The organism is Microvirga ossetica, from assembly GCF_002741015.1.
GTDB lineage: Bacteria > Pseudomonadota > Alphaproteobacteria > Rhizobiales > Beijerinckiaceae > Microvirga > Microvirga ossetica.
Genome location: NZ_CP016616.1, coordinates 1749091 through 1767429, shown reverse-complemented (window position 1 = coordinate 1767429; position 18339 = coordinate 1749091). Strand labels below are relative to the sequence as shown.

The following is an 18339-nucleotide window of genomic DNA, read 5'->3' as shown; positions in this document are numbered from 1 at the left end:
ATGAACGAACGTACGCCGATTCTCGACGCCGTCTGCCATCTCATCCTGCTGGTGGGCGCGGCGCTTGTCTGCCTGCCGATCTATTTCGTCTTCGTCACCGGCTCGCTCTCGCAACCGGAGATCATGCGCGTGCCGATGTCCTGGCTGCCCGGCAACCAGTTCTTCGCCAATATGCAGACCGTGCTGAGCAACGCGAATTTCGGCCGGCTGCTGCTCAACTCCTTCATCATGGCCACAGGCATCACCGTCGGAAAGCTTGCCATTTCGGTGATCGCGGCCTTCGCCGTCACCTATTTCCGCTTCCCTTTCCGGATGACGGCGTTCTGGCTGATCTTCATGTCGCTGATGCTGCCGATCGAGGTGCGAATCGTGCCGACCTACGAATCGGCGGCGAACGTTGCTTTGCCGCTCAACATCCTCGGCTCCTGGCTCGGCATCCAGGCGCTGGTCGATCTCGACTGGAATCTGGTCAACACCTATTCGGGCCTGATCCTGCCGCTGATCGCCTCCGCCACGGCGACCTTCCTCTTCCGCCAGTTCTTCCTCACCATTCCGGACGAGCTCTGCGAGGCGGCGCGCATCGACGGCGCGAGCCCGTGGCAGTTCTTCCGGTTGATCCTGCTGCCCCTGTCGCGATCGAACATCGTGGCGCTGGCGATCATCCTCTTCCTGACGGGCTGGAACCAGTATCTCTGGCCGCTGCTGCTCACCACCGAGCCTGAGATGGCCAATGCGGTGGTCGGGTTGAAGAAGCTCATGCCGCAGAGCGACTCGCTCCCGACTTGGCATCTGCTGATGAACGCGGCCTTCCTCACCATGCTGCCGCCGACCGTCGTCATCCTTCTCCTTCAGCGCTGGTTCGTGAAGGGCCTGGTCGACAGCGGCAAATAGCGATCAATAGACCGAAGCGGGGGCTTTCTTTCATGCGAATCATCGGACATCGCGGCGCGCGCAACATCTGGGCGGAGAACAGCCTCGGCGGCTTCCGCAACGTCTGCGGCCTGAAGGTCGATGCGGTCGAGCTCGACGTGCATCTGTCGAGCGACGGCGAGATCATGGTGATCCACGACCCGCTGCTCGACCGCACGACGGACCACAGAGGGCCCGTCGGGCACTTGTCGCGAGACGCCCTCGCCAAGGTGAAGCTCGACGACACCCTGGGCGAGACGATCCCGACGCTGCCGGAGGTCCTCGACGTCTTCGGTCCGACCGGGATCGAGCTCGAGATAGAGATGAAGATGGATGCCTTCGGCAATCCTTATCCGGGCCTGCTCGACAAGGTCATCGCGCTTGTCGAAGCCCGCAACATGTCGTCTCGCGTGGTCCTGACCTGCTTCGTCCCGGAGGTCATCGAGGAGATCCGGGCCAAGGCGCCGGGCATGCGCCGGCTCGCCTCGGTCGACCGCCGCTCCTGCGAAGCCTTCGGCGGCGTCGACCGGACCTTGCGGCGCTTCGTCGATCTCGGCTGCATCGTCGCTGTCGAGCAATCGCTGCTGCGGCTGACGGTCGACCGCGCCGTCGAGATCGTTGGGCGCGACAAGCTCGGCGCCTGGGTCCCGAATACGGTGCGCGAGCTCGACTACTGGCTCAACCAGCCGATCTCGCAGATCACCAGCGATCGCCCCGATCTTGCCTTGCAGCTGCGCACCGCGCGGAAGGGTTGAGCCACGGCTCTACGCCGGTCGCGCGCGACGCTCGGGCAGCTCGGATCATTCCTGTTCGGCCCTTGGCGCGTCACTGTGCGATTGCGTCGTGTTCAAGAAGTTTTCGGAGGAGCGGGAGGCCTCCCCTTTGAAAGCGTTCCCTATCAAGCGATGCCGGTCTTCAAAGACCACCGTATCTGATAGTCCTTGCAGTCTGCTGAAGCATTTCGAAAGCTTTGAAGCGTTTCTCGTGCCATTCTGCCGCCATGGGGTTGGGCTGGTAGGTTCGTCCAATCGCCGACATCGACGACATGGCCTCTGCAACGTCGCGGTGCTGGCCCGCCGCAACAGCTCCTAGGATCGCAGATCCAAGGAGCACAGGTTCCTCCGATGTCGGGGCCGCAACGACCTTTCCCGTCGTGTCGGCGAGAAGCTGACGCACGAGGGGACTCTGGCCTGCGCCGCCGCTCACCACGATCGTGTCGATCAAAACAGCTCTCTCGGCCTGCACCTGCACGATCTGCCGAGCGCTGTAGCCAAGACCGCAGACCCCTGCGAGATAAAGAGCGACGAGGCTATCGAGATCAGCGTCCATGCTCAGTCCGGCGATCAAGCCGCGCGCATCGGGATCGGAGAACGGAGCACGGTTGCCGAGGAACTCGGGAACCACGTGCACGTCGCCGATGAGGCGCGGCGCCGCCGGCGCGCCACCACGCCGCTCAGCCTCCTGCGACAGCCATTGGCTGAGACCAATGCCGCTGTCGCGGGCCATCTTCGCGGCCTGTTCCGAAGCAGGATGCATTTGGACCAGATGATCGATCGCGGCGCCGGCCGCCGATTGGCCGCCCTCATTGAGCCACAGCCCGGGGACCATGGCAGAGAAGTATGGCCCCCAGACGCCCGGCACGAAAGCTGGCTCCCGGGTCGATGACATGGTGCAGGCGGATGTGCCGAACACATAGGCCATGCGGGTCAGCACATTGCCCACGTTTCCGCGTGCGCCTACAGTTCCAACGCCGCCGGCATGGGCGTCTATGAGGCCTGCCGCGACGGGCGTTCCAGGCTTCAGACCAAGATCCGCCGCCGCTTGCGAGGTCAGGCCGCCGCCGAGGGCGGTGCCGCCCGGCACGACCTCGGTGCCGATCCTCCGGAAGGATTCGTCGGCCAATTGCCCGAGCCCAACCCTTCGGAAATAGCCTTCATCCCACCGGCTCTCATGGGCCAGATAGGTCCATTTGCACGTCACGGTGCAGACGGATCGCGCAAGGCTTGCGGTGGCCTTCCAGGTGAGGAAATCGGCCAAGTCCATGAACTGCCATGCGCCTGTGAAGGTCCGGGGCATATTCTCCGAGAGCCACAAGAGCTTCGGGGTTTCCATTTCCGGAGAGATGGAGCCCCCGACGTAATTCAGCACAGTCTCGCCCGTGCCATTGATTCTGCGCGCCTGCTCGGTGGCGCGGTGATCCATCCAGACGATGATGTTGCGTTCAGGGTCGCCAGAGGGCCCGACGGCCAAGGGTTGGCCATCCTGTCCCAGGACGACGAGAGAGCAGGTCGCGTCGAAGCCGATGCCTGCGACGCTCTCGGGCGGAACGCCCGCCTTGCTCACGGTGTCGCGCACGCTGGTGCAAACGGCCCGCCAGATATCGTTGCTCGACTGCTCCACGATGCCGCCGGATTCATGCCAGATCGCGATATCTGCCTTGGCAGAGGCGAGCAGCGTGCCATGCTCGTCGAAGAGACCGGCGCGTGCACTGCCGGTGCCGACATCGATACCGAGGAAATGGTTTGCCATGACCGTTCAATCATCCAGGGAAGATTCTGAGGAGCGATGCCCTGCGCCGACGCGCATTACAGGTCGTTGCTCTGCGGCAGGATGACGAGATCGCGAATGGTGACGTTCCGAGGTCTCGTCAGCATGAACAGGACCGCTTCGGCCACTTCAACTGGCTGCATCAGGCCGCCTGCCGCCAGCTCCGAATCGAGTTTCTCCTTCGGCCAGTCCTTGATCAGGGCCGTGACCACGGGTCCGGGTGCGACGGCGCCGACGCGCAGGCCGTGCGGGGCAACCTGCCGTCGGACCGTGTGCACGAAGGCCTGTACAGCGTGCTTGGAGGCGGTGTAGATCGGCTCCCACGCCACTGGAACCAGGCCGGCGATGGAGCTCGTCACGATGATGTCGCCGGTCTTACGCTCCACCATGTGCGGAAGCACGGCGTGGATGGAGCGGAAAGCGGCATTGATGTTGAGGTTCAGCATGCGGTCCCAGGCATCCGGATCGCCCTTCAGAATCTCGCCGCCGATATAGGAGCCGGCATTGGCGTGAAAGATATCGAGCTGACCCGTCCGTTCGAGGACCTGGGGCATCATGCGCGATACACTCGCCGGATCGGTGATGTCGATCCGCAAGGGAATGGCTTGTGGGCCGAGTTCGGCGCAGGCGGCGTTCAGCGCTTCCTCGTCGCGATCGACCAGCACGACGCGCGCGCCTTCGGATAAAAGGATCCGGGAGCATTCGAGGCCGATGCCGGAGGCCGCTCCGGTGATGGCGGCGACTTTGCCGGATAGTTTATCGCCCATGGTTTTTCCTTCTTGTTGGGTTCAAGCCCGGCCATGGGATGCGCGCGAGCGGCGTGCCAAGGAGTCGACGATGACCGCAATGGCCAGCACGGCGCCGGTAATCATGTACCGAAGCGATGAGGAGAGATCGAGCAGCGTCAGTCCGCTGGCGATCGACTGGATGACGATGATGCCGAGCAGGGCGGAATAGGCGCTGCCGCGGCCGCCGAACAGGCTGGTTCCACCAATAACGGCGGCGGCGATGGCGTTCAGATTGACGTCGCCGGTGCCCGCCTGCTGGCTTGCGGAGGCCAGACGCGCCGCGGAGAGAATGCCTCCGGCCGCGGCGAAACCCGAGCAGAGCACGAATGCGGTCATGTAGATGAAGCGCACATTGATGCCCGCCCGGCGCGCGGCCTCGCGGTTGCCGCCCACCGCCAGCATCTGGCGGCCCCATTTTGTGCGCGTGAGGGCATAGTTCATCACTGCGACGAGGCCCACGAAGAGGCCGAACATCCACGGGATGCCGCGATCGAGGTTGAGGTAATAGACGATGAACTCCAGAACAACGGTGACCACGACGGAGCGCAGGAGCAGGCTGGTCAACGGCTGAGGCGACAATCCCGCCTCGCGCCGCCGGGCCGCGGTCCGGTAGCCCAGCACGAACATCACGATCCCGGGAAGAGCCGCAAGAGCGTAGGACACCGGGTCCGGCATCACGAGCAACTGGCCGAAATTCACCAGGGGCGCTTCGTAGGGCAGGTTGATCGAGCCGGTGGAGCCGAGCAGATAGAGCTGCAGGCCCAGGATGGACAGAAGGCCTGCCAGGGTCGCCACGAAGCTCGGCATGCCGAAGCGGTTGAACAGGACCGCATAAAGCGCGCCGATCAGAGCGCCGAACAGGAGCGCAGCCAGAATGGCGATCGAGACGGGCCAGCCCTGGTTGACCCAGAGCACGCCGACGAGCGCGGACGCGAAGCCGCTGACGGATCCTACCGACAGATCGATTTCGCCAACGATCAGGATGCACACGATGCCCAGCGCGATCACGCCGACGGTGGAGCAGTCGAACAGGAGATTGACGAGATTGTTGGGTGCCAGGAACACCGGATTGAGGCTTTGAAAGACCGTCCAGATGATAGCCAGGCCGACCACGACCGGAAGCGAGCCGAGATCGCCCGAGCGGACCCTGTCCCAGAAGGCGCGGACCGAGCCGCCGATCCCTTCCGCATACTTCACGCGCTCGTCGCTGCGGTCGAGAAGCGGAACTGCCTGCGGGCTTTGCTCTGCACCCTTGGTCATGGGCGTCCCTCCGGCGCCGGTGCTTGCCCGCTTTGCGCCTTGCGCCGGCTGGCGCGGCGAGAGACCGAATTGTTCGCAGCGCCCGTGATGGCGCTGACGAGTTCCTGGTTCGACGCGTCGGGCTCGAAGACGCCGTTGTTCCGGCCGAGCCTGAGCACGACGACGCGGTCCGCGACCGCGCGCACGTCCTCCATGTTGTGGCTAATCATGATGACCCCAAGTCCCCGGTCGCGTACGCGCTCGATCAGGTCGAGCACCTCGGCCGTCTGAGCGACGCCGAGGGCGGCCGTGGGCTCATCCAGGAGAATAAGCTTGGGTTCGAGCAGCAGAGAGCGAGCGATGGCGACGGTCTGGCGCTGGCCGCCCGAAAGGGAAGCCACGGGCTCGCGCACGCTGGGGATGCGCGCGGACAATTCGTTGAGCAGGGTCCAGGCCTTCAGCTCCATGGAAACCTCGTCGAGCCGGTAGGGGCTGAGCTCGCGGCCGAGGAAGATGTTGGCGACCACATCGAGATTTTCGCACAGGGCGAGATCCTGAAACACGGTCGCGATCCCAAGGCCGAGCGCAGCGCTGGGATCTGCGAGCGCCACCGGTTTACCGCGGAAAGTGATCGATCCGGAACTCGGCTGGTGCACGCCTGCCAGGATCTTGACCAGCGTCGACTTGCCCGCGCCGTTGTCGCCGACGAGGGCCACGACTTCACCTTCGTGCACGTCCAGATCAATATCAGTCAAAGCCGAAACGGCGCCGAAATGCTTTGAGATTCCGTGCAGACTGAGCACCAGTTCGCGCGTGTCGCGCAGCTCTTGGGTTCTGTCCATTCTTCCCCAACCTCAAAGGCGTCTTTTCAGCCCCACACATGATGTCCGGCCACCGGGCGGGTGGCCGGACGGAGTTTGCCGATTACTGGGTGATGCCCAGCTTCTTGCAGCCTTCCGCATAACGGCCCGAGCAGAGCTGGTCGGCCGTATTGATCTTCTTGTCGATGATCTCCGCCTTCAGGTTCTCTGCCGTGATCACGGCAGGAACGAACAGCTTGGACGGCGTATTGAAGAGCGTCGTATCAGCCTTCGGCGTTTCGCCGGCCAGGAGCTGGACGGCGACATTAGCAGCGGCCGCGGCCACGATCTCGCTCGGCTTGGAGATCGTGTTGTACTGATCGCCCGAGATGATCAGCTGAAGGGCGGCGATCGTCGCGTCGTTGCCGGTAACCGGCGGGACCGGATTCATGCCGGCGGCCTTGAACGCCGCGATGGCGCCGCCGGCCGTCCCGTCATTGGCTGCCACGACGCCGAGGATATTCTTGTTGAAGCGTGTGATCTGACCGCTGGCCCATTGCTGCGCCTTCGGAGGCGCCCATTCCGGGGTGTCGTATTCGGCCAGGATCGGATAGCCGCTGTTGTCGAGACCCTCGTGAATGCCCTTCTTGATCAGGCCCGCAGCCGCGTCGGTCGGCGAGCCGTTGATCTGAAGAACGCCCGTGCCGCTCCCGGCCGTCACGTTGGCTTTCTTCAAGTGCTGTACCAGCGAAGCCGCGATGGACTTGCCGATAGCCTGGTTGTCGAACGAGACATAGAAATCAGCCTTCGCATCGGGCACGGGACGGTCATAGGCGATCACCTTGATGCCCTGGCTCTGCGCCTGCTTGACCAGCGAGACGGCTGCGGAGGAATCAACCGGATCGAGCACGATCGCCTTCGCACCCTGCGAGATCGCGGAGTTGAATTGCTGCTGCTGGCGCGACACGTTCGCATCAGCGTTCTGATAGATAACCTTGCAAGTCGGGCAGAGCTTTTCCATCTCGGCTTTGAAGCCGGGGAAGTCGTGCTCTTCGTAGCGGGTGGACGCCTGGTCGGGCATCAGGAACGCAACCGTGGCGTTGGACACCTTCGCGTTCTGGGCCACGGCAACGCCGGTTCCGGCGAGTAGGGACAGGGTGAGCGCCGCAAGGCCGCCGAGTTTCCAAGAAGACTTGATCATTCGTTTCTCTCCCAGTGGTACTTGTTATAGGGCAGGCGAACTGCCTGTCTTGTCGACAGGTCCCGACAGGACGTGCCGCTCCTTAGTGCGCCCTCAGCAGAGCGCTTCTTCTCGCGAGCCTCCTTGCGGGGCCCGGTTGTTCTCTCGATGATTGAGGTGGTGTTTTCTGGCGCCTCCCTGAGCAGCCTTGGCCGTGTTGCTGTTGTCGAGCAGCGGGCGCCGGAACCGAGAGGGCGTCATGCCCTTCTCGGCCAGGAACTGCCTGTTGAAATTGGACAAATTGTTGTAGCCAACCTCGTAGCAAATTCTGGTGATCGACGCCTTCTCGTCACTCATCAGGATCTGGCATGCGAGGTTGATACGCAGCCGCTTCACGTATTGCACCATGGACATGCCGGTGTGCTGGCGAAAGGCGCGCGACAATCCGCTCGTCGATTGGCCGGCAATCACCGCGAGATCCCCCTCGCCGAAGGGCCGTGTCAGGTTCTCGCGAATATAGGCGAGCGCCTTGTTGATTCCTGCGGACATGTAGCCGGACGGGTCGGGCAGGTAGCTGGCGCTGGCCAGCATCCGCGATCCTCTCGCCCGGCTCAGCAATCCGGCGATCATCATGAATAATTCGATGCGGCGCACGCCCTGGGCGTCCATCGCCTCGGCCATAAGAGGCGTGATCTCGCAGCTCGTCTCCTGGCTGAAGAGCACGCCGCGCCGGGACGACTCAAGGACCGGCGCCAAGACTGCGAGTTCAGGCAGCGCCGTCATGGCTCCGCTGATGAAGCCCTCGCTGAACTGGATAATGCGGCAGCGGAGAGGAACGATCGTGTCCTTCGGAACATCGCTCACCCAGTTATGCGGAAGGTTCGGTCCGGTCAGCACCAGGTTGCCGGGCTCAAACTCGCCGATGAAGTCGCCAACGAAATAGCGGCCCTTGGTGGCAACCACCTGATGCAGTTCGTATTCGGGGTGAAAGTGCCATCGCACGGTGCGATAGGGGTAGCCGTGCGACCAGGCGGCGAATGACTCGCCAGGCCTTATCTGGACGACTTCGAGATCCGGCTCCATGTCCGTTTCCTCCAGGTCGATACGGGTACCCGCAGCGGCCATCGCTCCCGGCCGGCCGATTTTATGTCGGCTCTCGCTAGAACTGACGGTAACCTCCGACACCGACACGTGCCAGCACGTTTTTAAGCCTGCGCTGATACTTTTTTGACATTCGGCTACGAAGATTTCCATCGATATGGATGCTGCTCTGACCGAGTGCCAGCCTGCAGCTCATCCGGCACTCCTGCGCATTGCTGAACAGAGTTCACTCGTTGGTTGCATAATCGAGATACAATGCGGCCCATTGTGTCACTTTGTTGCGGCCGTCAGAGGTCGGTGTGGAAATGGCACAAAGCAGACTTCTTTGTGAGGTCTCCTCTAAAACCATTTGCGGACCCTTGATCATCGGCCCGAGGATAAGATTGAATGCCGCTGCCATGGGTTCGACGGTGTTCCAAAAGAGTGGTACAAACGCCTCCAATAGGCAGCATATAAGCTATTGAAATTAAACGTTTTTGGGGCGGATTGATACAATCTTTCCCTGGTCGCCTCCTGGACGACTCCGTGTGAACCCCTCATTGTCCAGCCATGACATCGTATGCAAGCAAGTCGCCGAGTGTGTTTATTATGGAGGCGTTTAGCTGAACCTGGCGGGGCTTCCGACTGAAAGACGTAAGCGGACGTCCAAAGAAAGGACTTTCTGGTTGTGTGAAGGGTTTCGGATGCCGGCCATCGCGACGTAGGCACATGCACTGGGGCCGGCGTCCGGAAGCCTCCAGGGAAGGAACCTGCGGAACAGTTGGGCGCCGCGCGTGGTGCGCTCATCTATGGGGATTTGGGCGCTTTGGATCGGGGACTGGATCGGCGTCGACGCGTCCACGCCAGCGGAGTGGCGACATCGGTGGGCTGGAGCGGGGCATCATCGCCATGGCCGAGTTGGCGCGACGGTGACCATTGATGCTCCATTCGCGGGGTATACGCCTCATTCGGCCGAGTGCCCGGGTGGCTGGCGCAGGACCAACGGCGGTGACGAACAGCAGGGCGGCAGCGTCGTGGGGCCATCGGTTTCATGAGGTGTCGACCCGGATCACAGCACTCGGGGACGATGGCCGGTGTATTGGCGAAGACCCGCGCGCGAACCGCTCGATGATGATCATGCGCCCGCCGCAGCAGGGACAGGGCTGCGTCAGGCATGGTGGAGCTGTGGCGCCAGTCGGGTCTGCGGTCACCGTTGCACAGGGCTCACGCGCACCAAGCAGCGCGCGGGCTCGCGTCAGGTTGGCGGCGCGTGAGCCGTGAGCGAAGAGGCCATAATGCCGGATGCGATGGAAGCCGCGCGGGAGCACGTGAAGCAGGAAGCGGCGGATGAACTCGTCGACAGCCAGCGTCATCGTCTTGCAGCGGGCGCGACCCTCAACCCGATAGTCCTTCCAGGTGAACGTCACGCCGCTGTCGTCGGCGCGGATCAGCCGGCTGTTCGAGATCGCAACCCGGTGCGTGTAGCGGGCGAGGTAGGCCAGAACGGCCTCCGGTCCGGCAAACGGCCGCTTGGCATAGACGAACCACCTGATCTTGCGCAGACGAGCCAGGAAAGCTGCGAACGCTTTGGGACCGGTCAGATCCGCGTGGTCGCCGAAGAACCGCAGTTGCCCGGCCGCATAGGCCGTGGCGAGCTTCTCCAGGATCAGCCGCCGGAACAGCTTTGAAAGGATCCGCACGGGCAGGAAGAAGTTCGGCCGGCATGCGATCCATCGCGTGCCGTCAGGGGACAGCCCACCGCCCGGCACGATCATGTGCACGTGCGGGTGATGCGTCATCGCCGAGCCCCAGGTGTGCAGCACGGCGGTGAGGCCGATCCGCGCCCCGAGATGCTTGGGATCGGCCGCGATGGTAAGGGTCGTCTCGGCCGCGGCCTTGAACAGGAGATCGTAGATCACGGCCTTGTTGGGAAAGGCGAGAGCGGCGAGAGCGGCTGGCAGTGTGAACACCACGGGGAAGTAGGGCACGGGCAGCAGTTCGGCTTCGCGCTGTGCGAGCCAGTCCCGGGCCGCCGCGCCCTGACACTTGGGGCAATGACGATTGCGGCAGGAGTTATAGGCGATGGTCGTGTACGTGCAGTCTGCGCAGCGCGCGACGTGCCCGCCGAGAGCCGCCGTGCGGCAGTTCTCGATTGCGCTCATCACCTTGAGCTGGCCAAGGCTCACATGCCCGGCATTGGCGCGGCGCCACGCCGGTCCATGGTCGCGGAAGATGTCCGCGACCTCCAGCCCTGGACGGGCCAAGACGACCTCGCCTTACGCGGGCGGCTGATGCTCCGGTCTCAGCAGGGTAAGCCGATCGAGTGGGCTCATGACGGCGCGGATCGTGGAGGTGGCGACACGGGTGTAGAGCGCAGTGGTCTCGAGTTTGGCATGCCCGAGCAGGACCTGGATCACGCGAATGTCGATGTTCTGTTCCAGCAGATGCGTGGCGAAGCTATGCCTGAGCGTGTGCGGGCTCACGCGCTTGGTGATCCCGGCCTGCTGCGCGGCCGCATGGAAGGCGCGGTTGAGCTGGCGCGTGGTGAGCGGGTTGACCGGGTTCTGGCCGGGAAAGAGCCAGACCAGGGGCCGCGCGATCCGCCACCAGTCGCGCAAGAGTTCGAGCAATTGCGGGGAGAGCATCGCATAGCGATCCTTGCGGCCCTTGCCCTGCTCGATGCGGATGAGCATGCGCTGAGAGTCGATATCGCAGACCTTGAGCGACACGACTTCCGACACCCGCAGCCCAGCGCCATAGGCCGCGCTCAGAGCTGCCTTGTACTTGGGGCCCGGGGCCGCCTCGAGAAGGCGAGCCACTTCCGCCGGGCTCAGGACGAGGGGTACTTTGCGCGGCTCGTGGACCAAGGTGAGACGCCGAGCCAGATCGATCCGATCGAGGGTGACGGTGAAGAAGAAGCGCAGGGCCGCGACCGCCGCGGTGCGGCTGGGTGGGGTCACGCCGCTTTTGGTCAGGTGCAACTGGAACTGCCGCACATCCTCAGGCGAGGCGGTCTCCGGCGAGCGGCCGAGGAAGGCCGCGAAGCGTCTGACCTGGCGGATGTAATCAGTGCAGGTCTTCTCGACGAAATGGCGCACCGTCATGTCATCGATCATGCGCTGGCGCAGCGGGCTGATGGCTGTCTCGGACATCGAAGGCTCCTGTCGTGAGGTGGAGGCACCAAACCCCTCGATCCTCAAGACAGGACCCAGCCCTGTCATCGTGTGCCGTTCAGCGGGTTACCGCCCCCAAGCCATGGCACCGCCCCAGCCGCAGTGCCCTCCCGCGCGAGCGGGTTCGTTCTCTGCCCCAAAGCAGCCAAGAGAACTAAGCATTCTGCACAAAGCATAGCGCCCCGGATTTACTCGGCTGACTGGTGGTCCGGTGCCCTGTTTTAAAGGGTAGCGGCAAGACTTGAGTCCCGCCGCCAGCAACATCCAAGGGGTGAGATCGACGCGGTGGAGCGAACCGCGGTCTTTGATTTAACCGCTAGCCCTTAGCCTTGTGTCAAGCTTGACCCTTGCGAACCCCAGCGGCGTCTCAGGAACCATCCTAGGGCAGCGACGGCGGCGAAGCCCACGAGTGTTTCCGGCTCGGGCGTGCTGCTTCCCGGATAGACCGGGGCTGCATTGAGCGTGCTCGTGAGACCATAGGCCGAGGGCGGCACGCCGAGCACCTGCGGCACCGGAACCGAGGCATCGGCTGCCATTTCCTGCATGTTCGCCACGTGCCGCGAGACGGCAACGAATGACGTCCATTGGGTCATCAATGCATAGTCGAGACCGAGCTTCGTCACTTTCCCCTGCAGCTCGTCGTTGCTCTCGCCCTTTCCGCGCAGATTCGTTGGCGCGATGAGAGCAGCCATATGCTGTGCAATCTGTGCCCTTGCCCACATGACGGGCAAGGCCGTGCTATTGCGCGAGCTTTCCTCGAAGCTGAGGTCGATGGGCAGTTCCGCAGGGCGGCCATTGACACGACCGCGCACGGTGATGAGACCGGCCTTGGCCTCCTTGAAACTTCCCATGATGCGCAAGCTGTCTCCGGCGAAGAGATCCGGAAGCCGTTCCGGCGTGACGGCGTCCACCGACAGCTTGCCCCAATCGATGCTGATGTCGGTAAGCACCGGTGCATCAATGCGCTTGATCAGTTCCGAGACAACTTCTGCCGTGGTCTCTGTCGGATCCATGTAGCGGGTGAAGCCTGCGCCGACGCGGCCGATCTCGTTGAGCAAATACCGGTTGACGCCTGTGCCGACACCGAAGGCATAGAGGCGCGCATCGCCGATCTTGCCGCCGATCAAGTTCAAAATCTCCGCTTCGTTGCCGATATAGCCGTCGGTGAGGAAGACCACGATACGGCGCAGGCCTGGCACGGGCGGAGCGGCCAAAGCCTGGCGGATGCCTGCCGACATCTCGGTGCCGCCCTCGCCGTTCAGCGAACGGACGAAAGCAGCGCCCGCACGAATGTTGGCGGAAGTGGCCGGCAGGGGAATCTCGCTGAACTGGGTCGCCTGGTCGCTGAACCGGATGATGCGGAAGCTGTCCTTCGCGCGCAGTTTCTGAAGCGCTGCCAGCATGAAAGATTTGCTTGCTTCCATCGGCAGCCCATTCATAGAGCCCGAGCAGTCGAGAAGGAATACGAGTTCGCGCGGCGCAATATCGTCCGGTGCCGGAAGGGCGGGCGGCTCGAGGAGCAGGCTGAAGGTTCCTCCGTGTCCATCCCGATGAGTCATTAGCGAGGCCTGCGTGCGGGCTCCTGCGAGGGTGTAGCGCAGCACGAAATCGCGATTGTCCACCGTGCGTCCCTCCGCGAGGCGAACGACGGCTTCATCAGGAGCGAGAGATTGCTGCGCGATGGCATGAGTGCTGCTCTTGAGACTTGCGATCGGCATGCCGGCGGCGAGGCTGATCCGAATGCTGACCCGGTCTGCATCGATGGTGGAAGGCAAGGTTAGGCCCGTCACGGTTTGTGTCGGATAAGCAGGCATCGAGCCGAAGGACCATTGGCCGGAAATCGTGTCATCGGCAGGAGGCCGTGCTTGAGACGATTGTAGATCGGTCTTTCTGTGCGCTATTTCGCCTTGCTTCTGCTGAGGCTCGTAGCGAGGGCCGACCACGAGGGGCATCACCAGCTCATAGTCGCCATCCACGCGCGCAATGGCTTGAACATAATGCAGCTTCACCGTGACGGTTTGGCCCGGCATGAGATTGGCGATATCCTGGGTGAATACATTTGGCCTATGCTGGGTCAAAAGAGCCGCATTGCGCCCTTCGCGCTTAGCAGCCTCGAAAGTCTGGCGAGCGTCGTCTTTCCTCTGGATGACGGCCTCGATCACTTCTTCGCCGATCTCCATGCGCATGCCATTCACGGCCGCATCGTCCGGTAGCGGGAACTGATAGGTGGCGTTCAGAGGCTTCATGCCTGGATTGACGAAACGCTGCGTGACAGTGACAGCCGCGATATCGCCTTGCACCTCGGCATCGTATTCGGTTTTGAGAGAAGGCAGGTGAAGCGGCGTTCCCTCGGATTGCGCGATAACGGTGCCGCCGAGACGATCGAGGTTCGGAGCTTGCGCCGCGGCGGGCGCGAGTGCAAGCAGCATGAGAAGGGACGCATGAGGAATGGCTCGCATGGTTATTCTCCTTTGGCAGAGCGAGATAGGGAAAGAGCGGCGACCGACAGGGCCGGCGCGGATTTCAGGTCGAGAGCGCGGATGACGGCATTTTCAAAATCCGCATCGGGCTCGTTCCAGGACGTGATGCGCTGAATCATGGTCCAGGCGGTGCCTGGGGTCTTGAGCCAGAGCCATACTGCTTCGCCGACGCTGGCGGCGCGCTCGTTGCGGGACGAGATGAAGGTCACCTCCACGCGCCAAGCGCTGCCGTCGGGAGCATCGGCGCGGTAGGTAGCGGTCGGAATCGGATCGAAGCGGGTGCCCATGTGGCGGACTGAGTGGCCGACGCCTCGCAGGCACTCGTCGGGCGCGTGAAGATGGCGCAAGGGTGCCGGGGTGCGCACCATCGTCAGCGTGCTGGTGCCATAGGCCGCGCGCGCGGCGCTTCCGCCATAGCGCGTGAAATACTCGGTCTCCTGGACCGTCAGCGCTTCCGATCGTGCGGGAAACATACCGAGGCGGGCAGGAAGCTCCAGGGGCAGATCCTGCGCCGCCACATCCATGGGGTGGGTCGGCACGACCATGACGGCGAAGGCGCAGGCCAGGAACAGCGCGGAGCCGGCAAGGGAAACCGATTGATCGGTGGAGCGAAGGATGCCGATCCGGCAAGGGCCGGGCTCGATCACAGACCGTGCAGGAACAGCGCAGGACCAGATGAGGATGGGAGCGGAACCCACCATCAGCGCCACGAGTCCAATCCCATCGTGCCAGGGAGCAGCCATAACGTCGAGGCCTACGGCCTCGGGATAGGCAATGCCGCAAGCAAGGACCGCGATGCGAACGATGTTGGCGATCAGGGCGGAGGCGAGGGTGATGCCGAGACCCAGCATCGCCCGCGCCAATCCGGGCCTGGCTAGGCCCGCGCATGTGATGAACAGGGCCAGCATAACCATGAGGCTTCTGGCTCCCGAGCAGGGAAGATCCACCAGCGCCTCGCATCCGTTCATGAGAATGCGGATGCCGGCGCAGGAGACAGAGTCGTCCGCCAGCGCAAGAAGCCCGCAAGCGCCTTCCGCCGAGATCGATTGCAGCAGATAGCCCACCGTGCGCTGCAGGATGCGCTCCACGGGGAGAGCGAATAGGAACAGCATGCCGAGCCACAGAGGAGAGACCGCGCGCCGGCGCTGCGAGAGGCCCGCCCATGCCGCGAGAGCACCCACATCCACCGCAAGGGTCATGGCACCGAGTACATTGATGCCGAGAGCCTCCGAGGCCAGCCGCACGAGAGCCGTGCCGCCGAGGCACAGGACGACGGCCCGGTGGGGTTGGTGCCTTGCTACGCGCGGGCTCGACAGACTCCAGAGACTGAGCGCCGCAACGCCCAGGGCGGCGAATGCTCCGTCCGAGGCGTAGCTCGGATCGGTCCAGGTGCGCACGAGCCAGAGGATGGGATGCCAGGCCAGGATGGCTGCACCGGAGAGAAGGGCCAGACGGGACCAGGATGTGGGGGAGAGGGACAACATGAGCGAACCGTTCCTGTGAACGGGTCCAGATTTGAAGGCCTCATGTGCAGCGATGATGATACAAGCTTGCAAAGGCTTAGGATTTTTGGTGCAGATAGCGTGCAGACGTATCTGTGCAGGCCGCTTCGAAGGATCCCATGTCCACCATTCTCGTCGTCGACGACGATCCCCACATCCGCCAAGTGGTCTGCTTTGCGTTGGACAAGAACGGGTTTTCGACTGTGGAGGCCAGCGATGGGCTCATGGCGCTCGAGGTCGCTCAGCGGGAAAGGCCGGATCTCGTGGTTCTGGACGTGGCCATGCCGGAGATGGATGGGACGGAAGTCTGCCGCCGCATCCGGAAGACGTACGACACGCCGGTGATCTTTCTGTCGTCGAAGGATGATGAGGTCGATCGCATCGTCGGGCTTGAGATCGGCGCCGACGATTACGTGACCAAACCGTTCAGTCCCCGGGAACTGGTGGCTCGGGTCAAGGCGGTGCTGCGCCGCCAGCAGGGCGCCCTCAAAAGCGTCGAGCCGTCCGCTTCGCCGGCAACCGGCATGGTGCGAGGCCTTCTGCGCCTCGACGAAGAGCGCTTCGAAGCGCATTGGGACGGTCGGCATCTTGCATTGACCGTCACCGAATTCGCCGTGTTGCGCGCCTTGGCCGAACATCCGGCCCGGATGTTCACCCGGGATATGCTCATGAATGTGGCCTATCCCGATCGGCGCATCGTCAGCGACCGCACCATCGACAGCCATATCCGCCATCTTCGGGCGAAGCTTCTCGCCTTGGGCGCGGAGCCCATAGAGACCGTGCACGGTCTCGGTTATCGCTTCTCCGACAGACAAGCGAGACAGGAGACATGACTTTCCGGTGGCGCAAACCGCGCATTCGCACGGCACTCCTGGCGGCCAACCTCTCCCTCCTGCTTCTGCCGCTGATAGGTGTGTGGTTTCTGCGCTTGTATGAGAGCGCTCTCGTGCGGCAGACGGAGGCTGAACTGATCGCCCAAGCTGCCACTATCGGCGCGGCGTACAAGACCGAATGGCTACGGGCAGCCGTGGCGCAGCCGAGAGAGGGAGGAGGCGTCTTCGACAATCTGCCCAGGGTTTCGGTTCTCGAAAGCCCCGCGGAGGGTTATTGGAGACCGCGCTTTGCCGTGCTCGATCTTGCAAGCGATCCGGTTCTCCCGGTTCCTCCGCCTGCCGACCCGAGCACCGTACCGGCCGATCCCGCCGCCGTCACGGCGGGAGAGCGAATGCAGCCTGTGCTCCCGGATGTGCAGCGCATCACCCTCGCAGGCCTACGTTTGCTGGATGCGCGCGGCATCGTGGTAGCCACGAGCGGTGGAGACCGCGGCATGTCCTTGAGCAATCAGTTCGAGGTGACGGAGGCGCTCGCGGGGCGGCCGGTCTCCAGTCTGCGCGCTCGGGTGCGGCAGGGGAACGAGCCGGTCAGCCTCACCTCCATCAGCCGCGGCTCGCAGGTGAGGGTGTTTCTTGCGCTTCCCGTGATCGAGCATGGGTGGCTTCTGGGAGCCGTTCTGTTGTCCAGAACGCCCGTCAGCATCGAACAGGCGCTCTATGGCAAGCGCTGGCACCTGACGGGTCTCGCCCTTGTGCTTCTCACGGCGGGAGCTGGGATGGCGCTGTTCACAGGCTATACGGTGAGCCGTCCGATCCGGACTGTGACGGAGCAGGCCAAAGCGGTGGCGGCGGGGGAACGTGTCATCATGCCGAGGACGCGGCGCAGTGCCATCCGCGAGGCGGACGAGCTCTGGATGTCCATCACGTCCATGGCCGGGATATTGGAGCAGCGTGCCGATTTCATCCGCGCTTTCGCAGCCGAGGTTAGCCACGAATTTAAGACGCCCTTAGCTGCCATTCGGGGGGCAGTGGAGATCATTCGCGATCACGCCGACATCATGACCCCGGATGAGCGCGACCATTTCCTCGCCAATATTGGCGCAGACGTAGAGCGTCTTGACCGCCTGGTGCGCCAGCTTCTCAATCTGGCGCGAGCCGAGGCACCCAAGCCAGTCGTGCTGGAGGATCTCGACATGGAGAAGGTCGTGCGTGCAGCCGCAGCCCCCTTCCAGGCCGCCGGCCTGACGGTTCACATTGATCCGTCTCCCGAGAGGGTGATGACCCGGATTGCGCCCGAGGCGCTTGATGCAGCCTTGTCCAACCTCCTCGACAACATTCGCCAGCATGCGGGAGAAGGGGCGCATGGCCGGATTTCATGGAGTGTCGAAGGGGCCGCTCACCAAATCAGACTGCAGGTATCCGACAATGGAAGAGGCGTCTCCGCAGGCAATGCGGATCGGGTGTTCGACCGCTTCTTTACTACGGCCCGGAGCACGGGTGGCACCGGCCTGGGCCTATCCATAGTGCAAAGCCAGCTTGAAGCCTACGGCGCGACGATCAGGCTCATACCGAACCAGCCGGGCACCAGCTTCCTGATCACTCTTCCGCTTGCGACGTAGATCGGCTCCAACACGCTAATCGGTGGGAATGGAGAGGCATTTTCTAATCTCATTGCCCTTCAGGTGATCTCGACGGTGGTCCAAAGAGTGGTACAAACACTTCGAGTAGGCAGCTCGTAAGTCATTATTTTTAATAGGATTTGGAGAGGGATGGCACAATCCTATCCTGGGCGCCATTCCATTGCTCAG

General features: G+C 63.1%; 13 protein-coding genes and 1 pseudogene. 4 read left to right on the top strand and 10 right to left on the bottom strand.

Annotated elements, in window-relative coordinates; genetic code table 11:
* Positions 1-891 (top strand): ABC transporter permease subunit, encoded by an 891-nt coding sequence (locus BB934_RS08325; protein ID WP_099509209.1) that lies wholly within the window; start codon positions 1-3, stop codon positions 889-891.
* 32 nt (positions 892-923) lie between these two features.
* Positions 924-1664, top strand: a complete 741-nt coding sequence (locus BB934_RS08320) for a glycerophosphodiester phosphodiesterase family protein (protein WP_099509208.1) — start codon at positions 924-926, stop codon at positions 1662-1664.
* 160 nt (positions 1665-1824) lie between these two features.
* Here the strand turns inward: BB934_RS08320 and BB934_RS08315 are convergent, their stop codons facing one another.
* From BB934_RS08315 to xrtT, 10 genes and pseudogenes are all read right to left on the bottom strand, one after another.
* Positions 1825-3438, bottom strand: coding sequence for an FGGY-family carbohydrate kinase (locus BB934_RS08315; protein ID WP_099509207.1), 1614 nt, complete (start codon positions 3436-3438; stop codon positions 1825-1827).
* A gap of 56 nt (positions 3439-3494) precedes the next feature.
* Positions 3495-4223 (bottom strand): SDR family oxidoreductase, encoded by a 729-nt coding sequence (locus BB934_RS08310; protein WP_099509206.1) that lies wholly within the window; start codon positions 4221-4223, stop codon positions 3495-3497.
* A gap of 21 nt (positions 4224-4244) precedes the next feature.
* Positions 4245-5504 carry a sugar ABC transporter permease gene (locus BB934_RS08305; protein ID WP_099509205.1) on the bottom strand — a complete coding sequence of 420 codons (1260 nt, stop codon included), beginning with the start codon at positions 5502-5504 and terminating at the stop codon, positions 4245-4247.
* A complete protein-coding gene (locus BB934_RS08300; protein WP_099509204.1) occupies positions 5501-6325 on the bottom strand; it encodes an ATP-binding cassette domain-containing protein in 825 nt (274 codons plus the stop codon). The genes BB934_RS08305 and BB934_RS08300 overlap by 4 nt, the downstream gene beginning before the upstream one ends.
* An 82-nt stretch (positions 6326-6407) precedes the next feature.
* Positions 6408-7484, bottom strand: coding sequence for an ABC transporter substrate-binding protein (locus BB934_RS08295; protein ID WP_099509203.1), 1077 nt, complete (start codon positions 7482-7484; stop codon positions 6408-6410).
* Between the two features lie 180 nt (positions 7485-7664).
* Positions 7665-8546: pseudogene (locus BB934_RS08290) on the bottom strand (AraC family transcriptional regulator); the annotation flags it as partial.
* 1046 nt (positions 8547-9592) lie between these two features.
* Entirely contained in the window at positions 9593-10807 is a 1215-nt protein-coding gene (locus tag BB934_RS08285) for an IS91 family transposase (protein ID WP_099509202.1), read from the bottom strand.
* 12 nt (positions 10808-10819) lie between these two features.
* Positions 10820-11695, bottom strand: coding sequence for a tyrosine-type recombinase/integrase (locus BB934_RS08280; RefSeq protein ID WP_099509201.1), 876 nt, complete (start codon positions 11693-11695; stop codon positions 10820-10822).
* A gap of 344 nt (positions 11696-12039) precedes the next feature.
* On the bottom strand, positions 12040-14175 hold the full coding sequence (locus BB934_RS08275) for a VIT and vWA domain-containing protein (RefSeq protein ID WP_099509200.1): 2136 nt from the start codon (positions 14173-14175) through the stop codon (positions 12040-12042).
* Positions 14176-14177: 2 nt separating this feature from the next.
* Positions 14178-15680, bottom strand: a complete 1503-nt coding sequence (gene xrtT / locus BB934_RS08270) for an exosortase T (RefSeq protein ID WP_099509199.1) — start codon at positions 15678-15680, stop codon at positions 14178-14180.
* Positions 15681-15817: 137 nt separating this feature from the next.
* On the opposite strand from xrtT, the gene BB934_RS08265 reads away from it, so the two are divergent.
* Together BB934_RS08265 and BB934_RS08260 are read left to right on the top strand one after the other, a co-directional pair.
* A complete protein-coding gene (locus BB934_RS08265) occupies positions 15818-16531 on the top strand; it encodes a response regulator transcription factor (RefSeq protein ID WP_099512696.1) in 714 nt (237 codons plus the stop codon).
* Positions 16528-18150: a sensor histidine kinase gene (locus tag BB934_RS08260; protein WP_099509198.1), complete on the top strand. Its 1623-nt coding sequence runs from the start codon at positions 16528-16530 to the stop codon at positions 18148-18150. Before BB934_RS08265 ends, BB934_RS08260 begins: the two co-directional genes overlap by 4 nt.
* Positions 18151-18339: the final 189 nt, after the last annotated feature.